The 14,976-nt window shown below is 69.4% G+C and carries 18 protein-coding genes; 1 reads left to right on the top strand and 17 read right to left on the bottom strand.

The window, feature by feature from the left end:
- The 16 genes from ccmI to RS901_RS30865 all read right to left on the bottom strand — a co-directional run bounded on the left by ccmI (position 1) and on the right by RS901_RS30865 (position 13,966).
- Complete coding sequence (ccmI, locus tag RS901_RS30940; RefSeq protein ID WP_316154323.1) at positions 1 to 1,206, bottom strand: c-type cytochrome biogenesis protein CcmI; 1,206 nt, start codon at positions 1,204 to 1,206, stop codon at positions 1 to 3.
- Positions 1,203 to 1,673: a cytochrome c-type biogenesis protein gene (locus tag RS901_RS30935; RefSeq protein WP_316154320.1), complete on the bottom strand. Its 471-nt coding sequence runs from the start codon at positions 1,671 to 1,673 to the stop codon at positions 1,203 to 1,205. Before RS901_RS30935 ends, ccmI begins: the two co-directional genes overlap by 4 nt.
- Complete coding sequence (locus RS901_RS30930; protein WP_316154318.1) at positions 1,666 to 2,208, bottom strand: DsbE family thiol:disulfide interchange protein; 543 nt, start codon at positions 2,206 to 2,208, stop codon at positions 1,666 to 1,668. The genes RS901_RS30935 and RS901_RS30930 overlap by 8 nt, the downstream gene beginning before the upstream one ends.
- Positions 2,205 to 4,235, bottom strand: coding sequence for a heme lyase CcmF/NrfE family subunit (locus RS901_RS30925; RefSeq protein WP_316154317.1), 2,031 nt, complete (start codon positions 4,233 to 4,235; stop codon positions 2,205 to 2,207). The genes RS901_RS30930 and RS901_RS30925 overlap by 4 nt, the downstream gene beginning before the upstream one ends.
- Positions 4,232 to 4,705: a cytochrome c maturation protein CcmE gene (gene ccmE, locus RS901_RS30920; RefSeq protein WP_114131623.1), complete on the bottom strand. Its 474-nt coding sequence runs from the start codon at positions 4,703 to 4,705 to the stop codon at positions 4,232 to 4,234. The genes RS901_RS30925 and ccmE overlap by 4 nt, the downstream gene beginning before the upstream one ends.
- The gene (gene ccmD, locus RS901_RS30915; protein ID WP_316154316.1) at positions 4,702 to 4,845 is read right to left on the bottom strand and encodes a heme exporter protein CcmD; all 144 of its coding nucleotides are present in this window, start codon (positions 4,843 to 4,845) and stop codon (positions 4,702 to 4,704) included. Before ccmD ends, ccmE begins: the two co-directional genes overlap by 4 nt.
- Positions 4,842 to 5,633: a heme ABC transporter permease gene (locus tag RS901_RS30910; protein ID WP_316154315.1), complete on the bottom strand. Its 792-nt coding sequence runs from the start codon at positions 5,631 to 5,633 to the stop codon at positions 4,842 to 4,844. The genes ccmD and RS901_RS30910 overlap by 4 nt, the downstream gene beginning before the upstream one ends.
- Positions 5,630 to 6,307 (bottom strand): heme exporter protein CcmB, encoded by a 678-nt coding sequence (ccmB, locus tag RS901_RS30905; protein ID WP_035819421.1) that lies wholly within the window; start codon positions 6,305 to 6,307, stop codon positions 5,630 to 5,632. Before ccmB ends, RS901_RS30910 begins: the two co-directional genes overlap by 4 nt.
- Positions 6,304 to 6,918 (bottom strand): cytochrome c biogenesis heme-transporting ATPase CcmA, encoded by a 615-nt coding sequence (ccmA, locus tag RS901_RS30900; RefSeq protein ID WP_316154314.1) that lies wholly within the window; start codon positions 6,916 to 6,918, stop codon positions 6,304 to 6,306. Before ccmA ends, ccmB begins: the two co-directional genes overlap by 4 nt.
- Positions 6,919 to 6,987: 69 nt before the next feature.
- Positions 6,988 to 7,575, bottom strand: a complete 588-nt coding sequence (locus RS901_RS30895; RefSeq protein ID WP_189374239.1) for a cytochrome c3 family protein — start codon at positions 7,573 to 7,575, stop codon at positions 6,988 to 6,990.
- Between the two features lie 12 nt (positions 7,576 to 7,587).
- Positions 7,588 to 8,076, bottom strand: coding sequence for a nitrate reductase cytochrome c-type subunit (locus tag RS901_RS30890; RefSeq protein WP_316154313.1), 489 nt, complete (start codon positions 8,074 to 8,076; stop codon positions 7,588 to 7,590).
- Between the two features lie 24 nt (positions 8,077 to 8,100).
- The gene (gene napA, locus RS901_RS30885; RefSeq protein ID WP_316154312.1) at positions 8,101 to 10,596 is read right to left on the bottom strand and encodes a periplasmic nitrate reductase subunit alpha; all 2,496 of its coding nucleotides are present in this window, start codon (positions 10,594 to 10,596) and stop codon (positions 8,101 to 8,103) included.
- Complete coding sequence (locus RS901_RS30880; protein ID WP_013952464.1) at positions 10,593 to 10,931, bottom strand: chaperone NapD; 339 nt, start codon at positions 10,929 to 10,931, stop codon at positions 10,593 to 10,595. The genes napA and RS901_RS30880 overlap by 4 nt, the downstream gene beginning before the upstream one ends.
- A gap of 75 nt (positions 10,932 to 11,006) precedes the next feature.
- Positions 11,007 to 11,171 (bottom strand): periplasmic nitrate reductase, NapE protein, encoded by a 165-nt coding sequence (gene napE, locus RS901_RS30875; protein ID WP_316157330.1) that lies wholly within the window; start codon positions 11,169 to 11,171, stop codon positions 11,007 to 11,009.
- Positions 11,172 to 11,285: 114 nt separating this feature from the next.
- Complete coding sequence (locus RS901_RS30870) at positions 11,286 to 12,341, bottom strand: LuxR C-terminal-related transcriptional regulator (protein WP_316154311.1); 1,056 nt, start codon at positions 12,339 to 12,341, stop codon at positions 11,286 to 11,288.
- A complete protein-coding gene (locus RS901_RS30865; protein ID WP_316154310.1) occupies positions 12,338 to 13,966 on the bottom strand; it encodes a hypothetical protein in 1,629 nt (542 codons plus the stop codon). The genes RS901_RS30870 and RS901_RS30865 overlap by 4 nt, the downstream gene beginning before the upstream one ends.
- Positions 13,967 to 14,107: 141 nt before the next feature.
- Between RS901_RS30865 and RS901_RS30860 the strand changes: the two genes are divergently transcribed.
- On the top strand, positions 14,108 to 14,413 hold the full coding sequence (locus tag RS901_RS30860; RefSeq protein WP_316154309.1) for a tripartite tricarboxylate transporter substrate-binding protein: 306 nt from the start codon (positions 14,108 to 14,110) through the stop codon (positions 14,411 to 14,413).
- A gap of 66 nt (positions 14,414 to 14,479) precedes the next feature.
- Here the strand turns inward: RS901_RS30860 and RS901_RS30855 are convergent, their stop codons facing one another.
- On the bottom strand, positions 14,480 to 14,827 hold the full coding sequence (locus RS901_RS30855) for a hypothetical protein (RefSeq protein ID WP_316154308.1): 348 nt from the start codon (positions 14,825 to 14,827) through the stop codon (positions 14,480 to 14,482).
- Positions 14,828 to 14,976: the final 149 nt, after the last annotated feature.

The raw sequence follows: 14,976 nt of genomic DNA, 5'->3' as shown, positions 1-14,976 counted from the left end.
CTATGGCGCGATCGCGCCGTCGATGGCGATGCGGATGCCCTCGGTGCCGACTGCCACCGGTCCGGTGCGTCCCACCAGGTCCCCGGCCTTCGGCAAGGCGCCGCCGCTGGCGGAAATCCGCGCTTCCAGCATGACCTGTTGCTGCCCTGACAGCCGGTGGTCGGGCCGCATCGCCATCGCGTCATCCAGCGTGAACGACAGCGGCAAATCGCGCGCCTGCCGGCGCAGTACTGCCAGCGGCATGCGTGAGCCGTCGGCGGGCAGCGCATAGACAAAGAGCGTGTCGCCGGGTTGCGGCGTGCGCCCGGCCTTTTCGCTGAGCGTGACCATGCCGGTGATCTTCGGGGTTTGCGCTGCGGCAGCCGTGCCGCGCGCGGCCGCGAGGTTGGCGGCGATGCGCGCCGCGGTCTGCGAATCCGCCGGCAGCAGCCGGTACAGGTGGTCCCAATATCCGATCGCCGCCTGCTTGTCGCCGCGTTCGGCCGCGGCGCCGGCGGCAAGCGCCAGCGCTTTGGGGTCGTCCGGGTCCAGCGCCAGCGCCTGGCGCACTTGCGCCATGGGTGGGCCATCCAGCGAGCCGCCGTTCAGGCTGGCCAGCACATCGGCGTAGTCGGAGCGCAGCGCGGCCACGTCCGGCGCCAGTTCGACGGCCCGCGCGTAGGCCGCGGCGGCGTCGGCATGGCGCTCCATCACGCTGTATGAGCGTGCCAGCATGGCCCAGCCCTGCGCGTCGCCGGGCGACTCGCGCAGGCGCTGCGCGAGCTGGTTCACCATGCCCTCGACCTGCGCGCCGCTCAGCTGGTGCTGGTTGCCGGTGCTTTCGGGCAGGTCGTCGGCACGCCAGAGCGCGACCGGGTTGCCCAGGTGCAGGTAGAGCAGGATGGCGGCGCTGGGAAGCAATGCGAGCAGCAGCGCGGCGAGCAGGGGCGAGGTGCCGGCCCGTCCCGTGCCGATGGCGGCGCCGGCGGCGTCATCGAGCAGCCGGCGGCCGAGTTCGTCGCGGGCTTCGGCGTGGCGCGCCGCGGTGAGGGTGCCGCCGCGCAGGTCGGTGTCGAGCTCGCGCAGCTGGTCGTGGTACAGGTCAACCAGCAAGGTGCGTTCCGGCGTGCCCGGGTCTGGCACAGCCTGGCGGCGCAGCAGCGGCCACAGCAGGCAGGCGGTGGTGGCGGCGATCAGGGCGGCGGCGAGCAGCCAGAAGGTGGTCATGGCTGGCGGTGCTCCATGGGCGTGGTAGTCGATTCGTCCAGCAAGGCCGCTAGCTGGCGCTGCGCGCTGTCGTCGAGCGTGGCTTCGGCCTGGCGGCTGCGCGAGCGCGCTCGCACGATGGCGGCCGCCACGCCGGCCACCAGCAGCAGCGGACCGAACCACAGCAGCCACGTCAGCGGCCGCAGCGGCGGCTTGTACAGCACGAATTCGCCATAGCGCTGCACCAGGTAGTCCTTCACCGCCTCGTCGCTGGCGCCGCCGCGCAACTGCGCGCGGATCTGGCGCCGCAGGTCGACTGCCAGGTCGGCGTTGGAGTCGGCCAGGGTCTGGTTCTGGCAGACCAGGCAGCGCAACTCGTTGGACAGCGCGTGCACGCGGGCATCGAGTTCGGCTTCCGTCAGCGCCGTCGCCTGCAGCGAGACGCAGCAAAGCCACACGGCAAGCGTAGCGCGGATCCGGCTACGCATGGCTGTCTCCCTGTCGTTCCAGCTGCTCGATCAGCGGGATCAGCTTGCGCTCCAGCACCTCGCGCGTGACCGGGCCCACCTGGCGGTAGCGCACCACGCCGTGCTGGTCGATGACAAAGGTCTCGGGCACGCCGTAGACGCCGTAGTCGATGCCGACGCGGCCGTCGGCGTCTACCAGCGAAGCCGCATAGGGATTGCCCAGCCGCTGCAGCCAGTCGCGCGCGGCGCCGGTCTCGTCCTTGTAGTTGAGGCCATACAGCGGCACCGGCGAGCGCGCGGCAAAATCCACCAGCAGCGGATGCTCGGAGCGGCAGGCCGCGCACCACGACGCCCACACATTCAGTAGCCAGACCTTGCCGCGCATGTCGGCACTGGCCAGCGTGCGGCCTTCGGGCTCTAGCAGCGGCAGGCGGAACGCCGGCGCGGCCTTGCCGACCAGCGGCGAGGGCAGTTCGCGCGGGTCGTGGCGCAGCCCGGCGGCCAGCGCGACGGCAAGGGCGAGGAAGGCGGCCAGCGGCAGCAGGAAACGCGTCACGCGGGCGTCTCCTCATGGGCGGAGGCCAATGCCGGCACTGCGGGTGCATCCGGCGCATCCGGCGCGGCGGCAGGATTGGCGGCACGGCGGCGCAGCCGGTAACGCTTGTCGCAGACGGCCAGCAGCCCGCCCAGCGCCATCAGCACGCAGCCGGCCCAGATCCAGTCGACAAAGGGCTTGACGTGGATGCGCACGGCCCAGGCGCCGCCATCGACGCTGTTGCCGACATTCTCGCCCAGCGCCACGTAGAGGTCGCGCGCCAGGCCGCTGTCGATCGCGGCCTCGGTGGTGGGCATGTCCTGGCTGCGGTAGATGCGGCGCTCGGGGTGGAGCAGTGCTACCCGCCTGCCATTGCGCGAGGCCACCAGCGTGCCGCGCAGCGCGTCGTAGTTGGGCCCGCCGGCCTGGGTCACGCCGGCAAAGCGGAAGTCATAGCCGCCCACGCTGACACTGTCGCCGGCGCGCATCGGCAGCTCGCGCAGGCTTTCCTGGCCGGATACCAGCGTCACGCCGGCGATAAAGACGCCCACGCCGCCGTGGGCGAGCAGCATGCCCCAGTAGCTGGGCGTGAACTGGCGCAGCGCGGCCAGGCGGCGCCCTTGCTGTTGGCGCAAACGCGCCGCCAGGCTGGCCACGGCGCTCAGCACGCACCAGGCCGCCAGCAGCAGCCCCAGCCCGCTCAGCGCCGACGCGTTGCGCAGCACCAGCAGCAGCCCCAGCCCGATGGCCGCGCTGGCGATGGCGGCCCAGCGCAGGCGGCGCGCCATGTCGGGCAGGCTGCCGCGGCGCCAGCGCGCCAGCGGCGCGGCGCCCATCAACAGCACCGCGGGGGCCATCAAGGGCACGAAGACCTGCTCGAAATAGGCCGGGCCGACCGAGATCTTGCCCAGCCCCAGCACATCGACCAGCAGCGGGTAGAGCGTGCCCAGCAGCACCGTGGCTGCGGCCACCGCCAGCAGCACATTGTTGGCCAGCAGCATCGACTCGCGCGAGACCGCCGCAAACTCCACGCGCCGCGCCAGCCGCGGCGCGCGCCACGCATACAGCGCCAGGGCCAGCCCGGTAACCAGCCCCAGCAGCGCCAGGATGAAGATGCCGCGCTTCGGGTCCACGGCGAAGGCGTGGACGGAGGTCAGCACGCCGGAACGGACCAGGAAGGTGCCCAGCAGGCTCAGCGAGAAGGTGAAGATGGCGAGCAGCACGGTCCAGGCGCGGAAGGCGCCGCGCTTCTCGGTGACCGCCAGCGAATGCATCAGCGCGGTGCCGGCCAGCCACGGCATGAACGAGGCGTTCTCGACCGGATCCCAGAACCACCAGCCGCCCCAGCCCAGCTCGTAGTAGGCCCAGGCGCTGCCCAGCATGATGCCCAGCGTCAGGAAGGCCCACGCCACCGTGGTCCACGGCCGCGACCAGCGTGCCCAGGCGGCATCGACGCGCCCGGCCAGCAGCGCCGCCACGGCAAAGGCAAAGGTCACCGAGAAGCCCACGTAGCCCATGTAGAGCAGGGGCGGGTGGAACACCATGCCCGGGTCCTGCAGCAGCGGGTTGAGGTCGCGGCCTTCCATCGCGGGCGGCAGCAGCCGCACGAAGGGGTTGGAGGCGAACAGCAGGAATGCCAGGAAACCGGCGCTGATCGCGCCCATCACGGCCAGCACGCGGGCCACGGCGGCCAGCGGCAGCTGCCGGCTGCACGCGGACACGGCCAGCGACCACAGGCCCAGCATCAGCGTCCACAGCAGCATCGAGCCCTCGTGCCCGCCCCAGACCGCGGCGATGCGGTACGCCAGCGGCAGCGCGCTGTTGGCGTTGGCGGCGACATAGCGCACGCTGAAGTCGTTGCTGACGAAGGACCAGGTCAGTGCGGCGAAGGACAGCGCCACCAGCAGGCACTGCACGCGCGCGGCGGGGCGCGCCAGCGCCATCCACGCCAGCTGGCCGCGCGCGGCCCCGGCCAGCGGCACCACGGCCTGCACCAGCGCGACGAGCAGCGCCACGATCAGCGCGAAATGGCCGAGTTCCGCGATCACTGGCGCACTCCCTGTGCCGGCGCGGCCTCGGCCATGCGGCGGTTCACCTGTTCGGCCTGCCTGAGCGCGTCGGCGGCTTCGGGCGGCATGTAGTTTTCATCGTGCTTGGCCAGCACTTCGCTGGCGATGAAGGTGCCGTCCGCCTGCAGCTGGCCGCGCGCCACCACGCCCTTGCCTTCGCGGAACAGGTCGGGCAGCAGGCCGCGGTACAGCACCGGCACCTGGCGCGCGGTGTCGGTGACCACGAAGCGCACCGTCATGCCGTCGCCCTCGCGCCGGATCGAGCCGGGTGCCACCAGGCCGCCCAGCCGGAAGCTGCGTGCCACCGGCGCCTCCTGCGCGGCGACCTGGCTGGGACTGAAGAAGAACACCAGGTTGGAGCGGAAGGCATTGAGCACCAGCGCCGCCGCGATGCCGCAGCAGGCCAGCGCCGCGGCGAGCAGCCCGAAGCGGCGCTGGCGTGGTGTCATTGGGCGGCTTCCTGGCGCGTGGCACGGCAGCGCCGGGCCAGCAGCACCAGCTCCAGCGCCAGCAGCACCGCGCTCACGCCGAAGGCGCCGGCGATGAAGATGCCGTGATGCCCGTAGGGCAGCAGCGAGGACAGCGTCATGAGGTCTCTCCGGGAACCATGGCCAGGCCGTGCGGCACCTCGCCGCGTTCGCGCAGGATGCAGCGCACGCGCACCAGCGCCACCGCCACCGTGTACATCCAGCACGCCATCGTCATCAGCAGCATGCCAGCCAGCATGGTGGCCGCCATCGACGGCGCCGCGGTCAGGCTGACCGATGCGCCCTGGTGCAGCGTGTTCCACCACTGCACCGAGAAATAGATCACCGGGATATTGACCACCCCCACCAGCGCCAGCACCGCGCACGCGCGCTCGGCCCGGCGCGGCTCGTCGATGGCCGCTTCCAGCGCGATAAAGCCGAGGTACAGGAACAGCAGGATCAGCTCGGAGGTGAGCCGCGCATCCCAGACCCACCAGGTGCCCCAGGTGGGCTGGCCCCACAGCGCGCCGGTCCACAGCGCCAGCGCGGTGAAGAGCGCGCCGGTGGGCGCCAGCGCCGAGGCCATCATCGACGAAAGCCGCGTGCGCAGCACCAGTGCCAGCGCGCAGTAGCCGGCCATGACCAGGTAGATGAACATCGACATCCATGCCGCCGGCACGTGGATGAAAATGATGCGGTAGACCTCGCCCTGCTGCGCATCGGTGGGGGCCACGCCAAAGCCGAGCCACAGTCCCGCCACCGCGAACAGTGCCGCCGTGGCAAAGAACCACGGGGCCATGCGCCCGGCCAGCGGATAGAAGCGCACCGGCGCCGCATAGGCCAGCCAGCCGCCGCGGACTGGGGGCCGCGGCGCGGCAGCGGGGTGGACGGATGGCAGCGGCTGGCTCATGCCGGCGTCTCCATGGCAATGCGCAGCCCGGCGGCGGTGGCCAGCGGGCACAGGAACAGCGACAGCGCCAGGCAGGCGCCCAGCAGCGAGAACTGCGGCATCACGTCCAGCCCGGCATCGGCCGCGGCCGCGGCGCTGGCGCCGAACACCAGCACCGGCACGCACAGCGGCAGCACCAGGATGCACAGCAGCACCGCGCCGCCGCGCACGCCCAGCGTCAGCGCCGCGCCGACCGCGCCGATCAGGCTCAGCGCCGGCGTGCCCACCAGCAGCGACGCCGCCAGCAGCAGCGATGCGCCCAGGGGCAGCCCGTACTGCTGCGCCAGCAGCGGTGTCAGCAACAGCAGCGGCAGGCCGCTGGTGAGCCAGTGCGCGGCGATCTTGGCCAGCACCAGCAGCGCCAGCGGATGCGGCGACAGCAGCAGCTGGTCCAGGCTGCCATCGGCGTGCTCCTGCGCGAACAGCCGCGACAGCGACAGCATCGACGCCAGCAGTGCCGTCACCCACAGGATGCCGGGCGCCAGCGCGCGCAGCTGCTGCGGCTCGGGGCCGATCGCCAGCGGGAACAGGCTGGCGGCGATGACAAAGAACACCACGCCGCCGAGCAGGCTGCCGCGCCGCCGCCAGGACAGCGAGACATCGTGCGCGACGATGGCGGCGAGCGTGCGCATCATGCCGGCGCCCCCAGGTGCAGCACCGCGCCGCCAGCGGGCAGCAGCTGGTGCGTGGCGATCACGGCCATGCCGCCGGCGGCGAGGTGCGTGCCGAGCTGCGCATCGAAGTGCGCGCAGGCATCGGCATCCAGCGCGGTCACCGGTTCATCCAGCAGCCACAGGGCGCGCTGCGCCAGCGACAGGCGCGCCAGTGCGACGCGCCGCCGCTGCCCTTGCGAGAGCGTGCGCACCGGCGCGTTTGCGACCCGCTCCAGCCCTTGCGCGGCGAGGGCGCGCGCGATGCCATCGGCACTGTCGTTCGATCCGGCGAGCCGCGCGGCAAAGCGAAGGTTTTCCGCCGGGCTCAGGTCAGGGTCGATGCCGTTGGTGTGGCCGACATACGCCAGCGCGTGCTGATAGTCAGGGTCGGCGGCGCGCAACGGGCGGCCGCGCCAGTGCAGCGTGCCGGCATCGGCCATGGCCAGCCCGCACAGCACGCGCAGCAGGCTGGTCTTGCCGCTGCCGTTGGGGCCGAGTACCTGCAGCAGGCCGCCGGCGGCGAGGTCGAGGTCGATGCCGCGCAACACCGGGCGTCCGGCGCGCGAGATGGCCAGCCCGCTCGCGCTCAGCACGGGGGCGGCGCAACGTGGGGATTCAGGCGGAAGCTCGGATGGCGGCGCGGGCGAGCAGACTGGCACGCGTCATTTCTCCTCGGCCTTGGAGATGTCGGGAAGATGGTGCGCGATGCCCTTGTGGCAGTCGATGCAGGTCTTCTCCTTGTTGGCCAGGTAGGTGGAATGCATGGCCTGCGCGCGCGGGCTCTGTCGCGTGAAGTCCATCGACTGGTAGTCGTGGCAGTTGCGGCATTCCAGTGAATCGTTGGCCTTGAAGCGCGCCCACTCGTGCTGGGCCAGCGTGAGCCGGTGCGCCTGGAATTTTTCGCGGGTGTCGACGGTGCCGAAGATCTTGGCCCAGACCTCCTTGGACGCCTGCATCTTGCGCGCCATCTTGGTGGTCCAGTTGTGCGGCACGTGGCAGTCCGAGCATTTGGCGCGCACGCCGCTGCGGTTGGTGAAGTGGATGGTGCCCTGCAGCTCCTGGTAGACGTTGTCGCGCATCTCGTGGCAGCCGGTGCAGAACTGCTCGGTGTTGGTCAGTTCCAGCGCGGTGTTGAACGCGCCCCAGAACACCACGCCGGCGACAAAGCCGCCGAGCGTCAGGAAGCCCAGGCTGAAATACGCGCTGGGCCGGTTGATGGTTCGCCAGTAACGCTTGATCAGGTCGAGCATGGCGCGCATCCGCTAGTTGGATGAGCCCTTGACGCCGGGCTTGCGCTTGAGCATCTGCTCGACGTCAATGAAGGTGTTGCCCACCAGCGGCTTGGCGTCGGCCTGCGGCACATGGCATTGCGTGCAGAAGTAGCGGCGCGGCGAGACATCGGCCAGCACGTTGTTGTCGCGGTCCATGTAGTGCGTGATGCTGACCGGAATCGCCTGGGTTTCCTCGGTGCGCGTGCGGGCGTGGCAGAACATGCAGCGGTTGAAGTCCTTGTCGACCTGGTAGCCGTCGATCTTGTGCGGGATCGTCGGCGGCTGCATGGTGTAGTTGCGGGTGCGGCGGATGTCCTTGTTCTCGGTCGGGTAGAGCAGCGGCGCCTTGCTCTCGCTGGCGATGGGCGTGGGACCGCGCATCGCGTCGACCAGGCCCTGCGCGTGCGCCGGTATTGCCAGCACGGCCAGCAGCAGCGCACACAGGGCCAGCAGGGGCATCCAGGATCGGCTTGGTTTCATGGCGTCTCCCTGTTCGATTCCGGGCTAGACCTTGACGATCTTGACCGCGCACTTCTTGAAGTCCGTCTGCAGCGAGATCGGGCAGGTGGCATCCAGCGTCACCTTGTTGATCAGCTGGCTGGCATCGAACCACGGCACGAACACCAGCCCGCGCGGCGGCGCGTCACGTCCGCGGGTTTCCACGCGCGAGCGCATGCGCCCGCGCCGCGACACCACTTCCACCTCAACGCCGCGGCGCAGCCCCATTGCCTTGGCGTCTTCCGGATGCATGAACACCACCGCGTTGGGGAAGGCGCGGTACAGCTCCGGCACGCGCCGCGTCATCGAGCCGGAATGCCAGTGCTCCAGCACACGGCCGGTGGCGAGCCAGAACGGGTATTCCTTGTCGGGCGATTCCGCCGCCGGCTCGTAGGGCAGGGCGAAGATCACCGCCTTGCCGTCGGGGTTGCCGTAGAACTGGTAGCCGGTGCCGGCCTTGACATAAGGGTCGCTGCCCTCGCGGTAGCGCCAGCGGGTCTCCTTGCCGTTGACCACCGGCCAGCGCAGCCCGCGCGCCTCATGGTAGGCGTCGAACGGGGCCAGGTCGTGGCCGTGGCCGCGGCCGAAGGTTGCGTACTCTTCAAACAGGCCCTTCTGCACATAGAAGCCAAAAGCCTTGGCTTCGGCATTGTGGTACTCGGCGCTGACTTCCTTGAGCGGGAACTTGTCGACCTGGCCATTGCGGTAGAGCACGTCGAACAGGGTCTTGCCGCGGTACTCCGGCTTCTTCGCGATCAGTTCGGCGGGCCAGACGTCCTCGACCTTGAAGCGCTTGGAGAACTCCATCAGCTGCCACAGGTCCGAGCGCGCGTCGCCTGGTGCATCGACCAGCTGGTGCCAGAACTGCGTGCGGCGCTCGGCATTGCCGTAGGCGCCTTCCTTTTCCACCCACATCGCGCTGGGCAGGATCAGGTCGGCGGCCAGCGCGGTCACGGTGGGATAGGCATCGGACACCACCACGAAGTTCTGCGGGTTGCGGTAGCCCGGCAGGCCTTCTTCCATCAGGTTGGCGGCGGCCTGCATATTGTTGTTGACCTGCACCCAGTAGGCATTGAGCTTGCCGTCCTTGAGCATGCGGTTCTGCAGCACCGCGTGGTAGCCCGGCTTGTCGGGGATGGTGCCCGCCGGCAGCTTCCAGATGCGCTCGGCCTCTTCGCGGTGCTTGGGGTTGGTCACCACCATGTCGGCCGGCAGCCGGTGCGAGAAGGTGCCCACCTCGCGCGCGGTGCCGCACGCCGACGGCTGCCCCGTCAGCGAGAACGGGCTGTTGCCCGGCGTGGCGATCTTGCCGGTCAGCAGGTGCAGGTTGTAGACCATGTTGTTGGCCCAGCTGCCGCGCGTATGCTGGTTGAAGCCCATGGTCCACAGCGACATCACCTTGACGTTGGGGTCGGCATACAGTTCTGCCAGCTGGTCCAGCTTGGCCTTGGGCACGCCCGACAGCTTGCTGACGTAGTCGGCGTCGTACTTGGCCACGAAGCGCGCGAAGTCATCGAAGGTGATCGGGCGCGAGGCACCGGGATCGGCAGCGTTCTTGGCCGCCTTCTGCAGCGGATGTTCCGGGCGCAGGCCATAGCCGATGTCGGTCACGCCTTCCTTGAAGACCGTATGCTTGTTGACGAAGTCCTTGTTGACCTTGTTGTTCTTGATGATGTAGTGGGCGATGTAGTTCATCATCGCCAGGTCGGTCTGCGGCTTGAAGATGACCGGGATGTCGGCCAGGTCGAAGGAACGGTGCGTGAAGGTGGACAGCACCGCCACTCGCGTCTTGGGATAGCTCAGGCGCCGGTCGGTGATGCGGGTCCACAGGATCGGGTGCATCTCGGCCATGTTCGAGCCCCACAGCACGAAGGCATCGGCGGCCTCGAAATCGTCGTAGCAGCCCATCGGCTCGTCCATGCCGAAGGTACGCATGAAGCCCTGCACGGCCGATGCCATGCAGTGGCGCGCGTTGGGATCGATATTGTTGGAGCGGAAGCCTGCCTTGTAGAGCTTGGACGCGGCATAGCCCTCCCACACCGTCCATTGTCCCGAGCCGAACATCCCCACCGCGGTCGGCCCTTTTTCCTTCAGCACGCGCTTGAACTGGCGTTCCATCTCGTCGAAGGCGCGCTCCCACGTGACCGGGGCGAATTCGCCGTTCTTGTCGTACTTGCCGTTCTTCATGCGCATGAGCGGCTTGGTCAGCCGGTCTTGCCCGTACATGATCTTCGACAGGAAATAGCCCTTGACGCAGTTCAGACCCTTGTTGACCTCGGCCTGCGGATCGCCCTGCGTGGCCACCACTTTGTTGTCCTTGACCGCCACGGTCACGCCGCAGCCGGTGCCGCAGAAGCGGCAGGGCGCCTTGGACCACTTCAGCTTGGTCATGTCGCTGTCGGTGACAAAGTTGGCGGCCCCGGCCGGCAGCGTCACGCCGGCAACCGATGCGGTCGCGGCGACAGCGGTCTGCTTGATGAAATCACGACGAGAGATGGTCATGTGCCTGCCTCCTCGTTCATTGCCGGGTCCATCGCTTCGTGCATTGCCTCGGCGTCTTCGTTGTGCTGGTAGACGAGCGCGGCCGACAGCACGCCCTCGAGCTGGTGCAGGTACGTCAGGTGCGCGGCAATGGCGCGCGAGGTGGGGGCTTCGATGGTGACCACGAGCTTGCCGGCATCGCTGGCGGCGTGGACTTCGGCGCCGGTGATGGCTTCGATCGCGGCGCGCACCTGCGCCAGGCTGTCGGGAATCGCATGCACGACGATGCCGGCGATATGCCACTCTTCGCTCGCGGGCAGCGGCTGGATGGGGATGGCACGTCTAGCTGCGGGCATGCGCAAGCTCCGGTTCGATGCCGTTTCAGTCTGTGCTGCAGCTTGTTTTTATTTGTCAAATGCCGCCCCGGTCGCTCAATGCGACGGCGGACCGCTGATCAGTTGGGTCATCCAGACAATGAACCCATAGCCCGCCACGATGATGACTGAGAGTACCGGCACCATCACGGCGGTCAGGAAAAGGAAGCTGCGCAGTTCTTCTTGCTTGCGCTGCGGATCGTGGACTTCACCGGTTTCCATCATGGCTTGAAGTAATCGGCAAAAGTGATCAGGCAAGACACCTGATGCGTTACACCATTAAAGGAAGCAGGAACCAAGGTGTCAAGACTGCACTCGCTTATCCGTGCGCACGGCTCACGGGATCATGCCGCGCGCGCGGCCCAGCGCCACCGCTTCTGTGCGGCTTTGCGCGCCCAGCTTGGCATGGATGCGGCGCAGGTGCGACTTGACGGTCAGCTCGGACAGGAACAGCTTCTGCGCGATCACCCGATTGCGGTAGCCAGCGGACAGCATGCGCAGCACTTCCAGTTCGCGCCCGGTCAGCTGGTCGGGCTGGTGCGCCGGTTCCGCGGGCGCTTCTGCGGCCGGCTTGGTCGAGCCCGGCCCGGGCAGCCGCGCGAGCAGGCTGGCGACAAAAGGCTCGGCCACGCCAAGCGCTGCTGCCTGTGCCAGATGGGAGCCTGCCCAGGCCCGCAGCAGCACGGCAACGCGTTCGCCTTCTTCCAGGAAGGAGCGCAGGAAGCCTTCATGGCTGGCCAGGCGCAGGGCTTCGGTCATGTCCTGCAGGGCGGCATCGTGTTGCTGCATGCCGTCGAGCGCGGTGGCGCGCAGGATGCGCAGCCGGATCAGGCGCCAGTAGCGCTGGCGTGCCACTGCGGCCGGGATGGCGGCATCCAGCGCGGACAGCGCCGGCGCGATATTGCCGCGGGCAATGTCGAGCCGGCAGCGCGCGATGGAAGGCCGGTCGATATCGTTGGCATGGCCGGTGGCGTCCAGCGCTTCCCAGCCGCCGTACAGGTCGGCGGCCTGCAACGCCTGCAATGCCGTTTCCAGCTTGCCTTCCAGCGTGGCGGCGCGTGCGCGCTCCAGCCAGGCCGAGCACACGATGCGCGCGGTGCCGCACTGCTGTCCCAGTTGCTCCAGTTCAGCCAGGCGCTGCAGCCACTGGCCGCGGTCCCCGCGCGCCAGCGCCAGCCGCGCGCTCAGCACGTGGCAGGCGATCATCGAATCGGGCGGGCCGTTGCCCTTGCTGTAGGGCAGGGCATTGGCCAGCAGGCGCCCGGCCTCTTCCAGCGCGTCGTGCTCATACAGCGCCAGTGCCCAGAACACGTCGCTGCCCGGGCCATCACCGGACGCTGCGCGCAGGCGCGCCAGCGCGTTGCCCAGGCGTCCCTGCACCAGGTCGATCACGCCTTCCAGCGTGTCGCTGACGCCGCGTACCGACTGCGGCTGCTGCGCGCTTCGTCGTAGCGGTGCGTGCAGATCAGCGCGTAGGCCAGCGAGTTGGCCAGGATGCGGTACTGGAAGCGCTCGTCCGGCGCCAGGCGGCGCAGGTGCGCGCTGGCGGCATCGCGGCAGGCCTCGACCTGATCCGTCATGGCCAGCAGCACGCAGTGGATGGTCTGTGCTTCCACCCCCAGGCGCGCGCGCTGGTTGTCGTCGCCGAGTTGCTCTAGTTCGGGCTGGAATGACGCCAGTGCGGCCATGGCCTCGGGGTGGCGCCGGTTGAGCAGCAGTACCCAAGCGCGCGTCAGCGCCAGCGCCGGCTGCCGCGCCAGCGTTGCGGGATGGATCTGGTCGAACCAGCGCAACAGCAGGCGCACCCGACCAGTGCCCAGCAGCGAGTAGGACTGGCTGGCAATGGCGCCGAGGGCCTCGTCATGCCGGCCGGCCTGCAGCAGGTGGTCCACCGCGGGGATCGGGTAGCCGTGCTCCAGGTACCAGTGCGCGGCGGCCAGGTGCAGCGGCGCCACCCGTTCCGGCGCCTGCACGGCCAGCCGGTGCCGCAGGAAGCTGGCAAAGAGCCGGTGGTAGCGGTACCACGTGCGTTCGGCATCGAGCGGGAACAGCAGCAAGTTGGCGCGTTCGAGGTGATCCAGCATCGCGCGCGCATCGGCGCGGCCGGTGAGGGCGTCGCACAGCGGCGCGCTCAGCTGGCCCAGCACGCTGGTTTCCAGCAGGAAGGCACGGCACGCGTCGGACTGCCGCGCCAGGATGTCCTCGGCCAGGAATTCGCCCAGTTCCAGGTGGGTGCCGGAAAACGCGGTGACGAAGGCGGCGTGGTCGCTGCGCTGCTGCAGCGACAGCGCGGCCAGGTGGATCGCGGTGGCCCAGCCTTCGGTGCGGCGGTGCAGCGTGGCAATGTCGCTGTCGCGCAGCGGCAGGCCGCAGCGCCCGCGCAGCAGCTGCGTGGCCTCGTCGACGGAAAAGTGCAGGGCGGCGGGCGGGATCTCCAGTAACTGCCCGCGAGCGCGCAGCCGGCCCAGGCCGATTTCCGGCGCGGTGCGCGAGCCGATCACCAGCGTGCCGCAGGGCGGCATCACCTCGATCAGCTGCTGCACCAGGTCCAGCGCCGGCGGGCTCTGCAAGGTCTCGAAATCGTCCAGCACGATCGCAAACGGCTGTGCCGCGGCGCCCACCAGCCCCCGGATGCGGTGTGCCAGGCGCGGCCCGCTGGCCGGCTCCTGCGTTGCCGCCCCGCGCCGCTTGCCGCCGCGCAGCGCGGCCAGGCCGGCGTCCAGGTGGACCAGCAGCCGTTCCAGGTCATTGTCACCCGCATCCAGGCGCAGCCACACCGTGGCTTGCAGCTGCGCTGCACAGTACTCCGTGTACTGCTGCATCAGCGTGGTCTTGCCAAAGCCGGCCGCGGCCCGCACCAGGATCACGCGGGCCGCGCGGTCCTGCGCCATGCGCGCGACCAGGTGCGGCCGGCCGATCGTGGCGGGGTGCGCCACGGGGGGCGCGAGCTTGGAGGCGAGCACCATCGGCAGCGGCAGTGGGCCGCCGTTCACGGCGTGGTTGGCAAAGGGATGCAATGCACTCTCCTATGGGCGATGCCCGCCGCCGGCCACCCCGGCCCGCATGCGGCGGACAGGCTCATAAGTGCTGTATCTGCAATATTTGGGCGAGAGGCATCAGGTCCGGGCGATTGTTCCACGGCCCTCAGGGTGGTCGCCGTGGCCGGGCAGTCGCGCTCGCCGCTGCTGCCGGATGTGCCGACCTTCCAGGAGGCGGGCGTGTCCGGGCTGGAGCGCCAGGGCTGGCTGGGCCTGTTGGCGCCGGCGGCGACGCCGCGCGCCCTGGTCGACAAGGTGTCTGCCGACGTCAACCGCGTGCTGGCCAACCCCGAGCTGCACGCGCGGCTGGTCGATCTCGGCATTATCGTCAAGGGAAGCTCCCCCGCGGCCTTTGCCGATGTGGTGAAGGTGGAGCAGACCTACTGGGCTGAAGCGATCCGGGCGTCCAATATCCGCCTGGACTGACGCGGCGCGGGCAGGGGATGGCGGCAGGCAGGCCCGGCTTGTGCGGGCACCTGCCTGCCGTGACGTTTACTGATAGGTCACTACCACCACGTACGCGTCCGGCGTGCCGCGTTGCCCGGCACGGGCGGGCTCGACGTCCATCCTTGCCACGCCGACGCGGGCTTGCCCGGGCATCCGGGCAGGCGACATCGGCAAGGGGGCCGAGACGGTCTGCCCCGACGGCTGCCGGCAGCTTGCCTGCAACAATCCGGCGGATGGGCTGAAGCCGCAGGACGGGTACGAGATTCCCCCAAGGAAAGTAATGGTGCCGGTATGCGCCGCAGCGGGGCCGGCCCCCGCGGCTGCCAGAAGACCTGCTGCGACCAGCCGGCCGGCAACGCCGGCGGGCTTCCTGCTGAGTTCGACCGTTTTCATGAGTACCCTCTCATATTGTCAGCGTGGCGCTGAGGCAGGCCGCCACCGAGAACCCGCACAAGGCTGGCCCACGGATCCGCGCGTGGGCCACATTCATCATAGCGACGGGCTCAGAACATTCTTAAGGGTTGTGACACTCTTGTGACAAT

The organism is Cupriavidus sp. BIC8F (genome assembly GCF_032465815.1).
In the GTDB taxonomy this organism is placed as follows: domain Bacteria; phylum Pseudomonadota; class Gammaproteobacteria; order Burkholderiales; family Burkholderiaceae; genus Cupriavidus; species Cupriavidus necator.
Note: the sequence above shows the minus strand (reverse complement) of the source record. Positions and strands in the feature narration are given on the sequence as shown.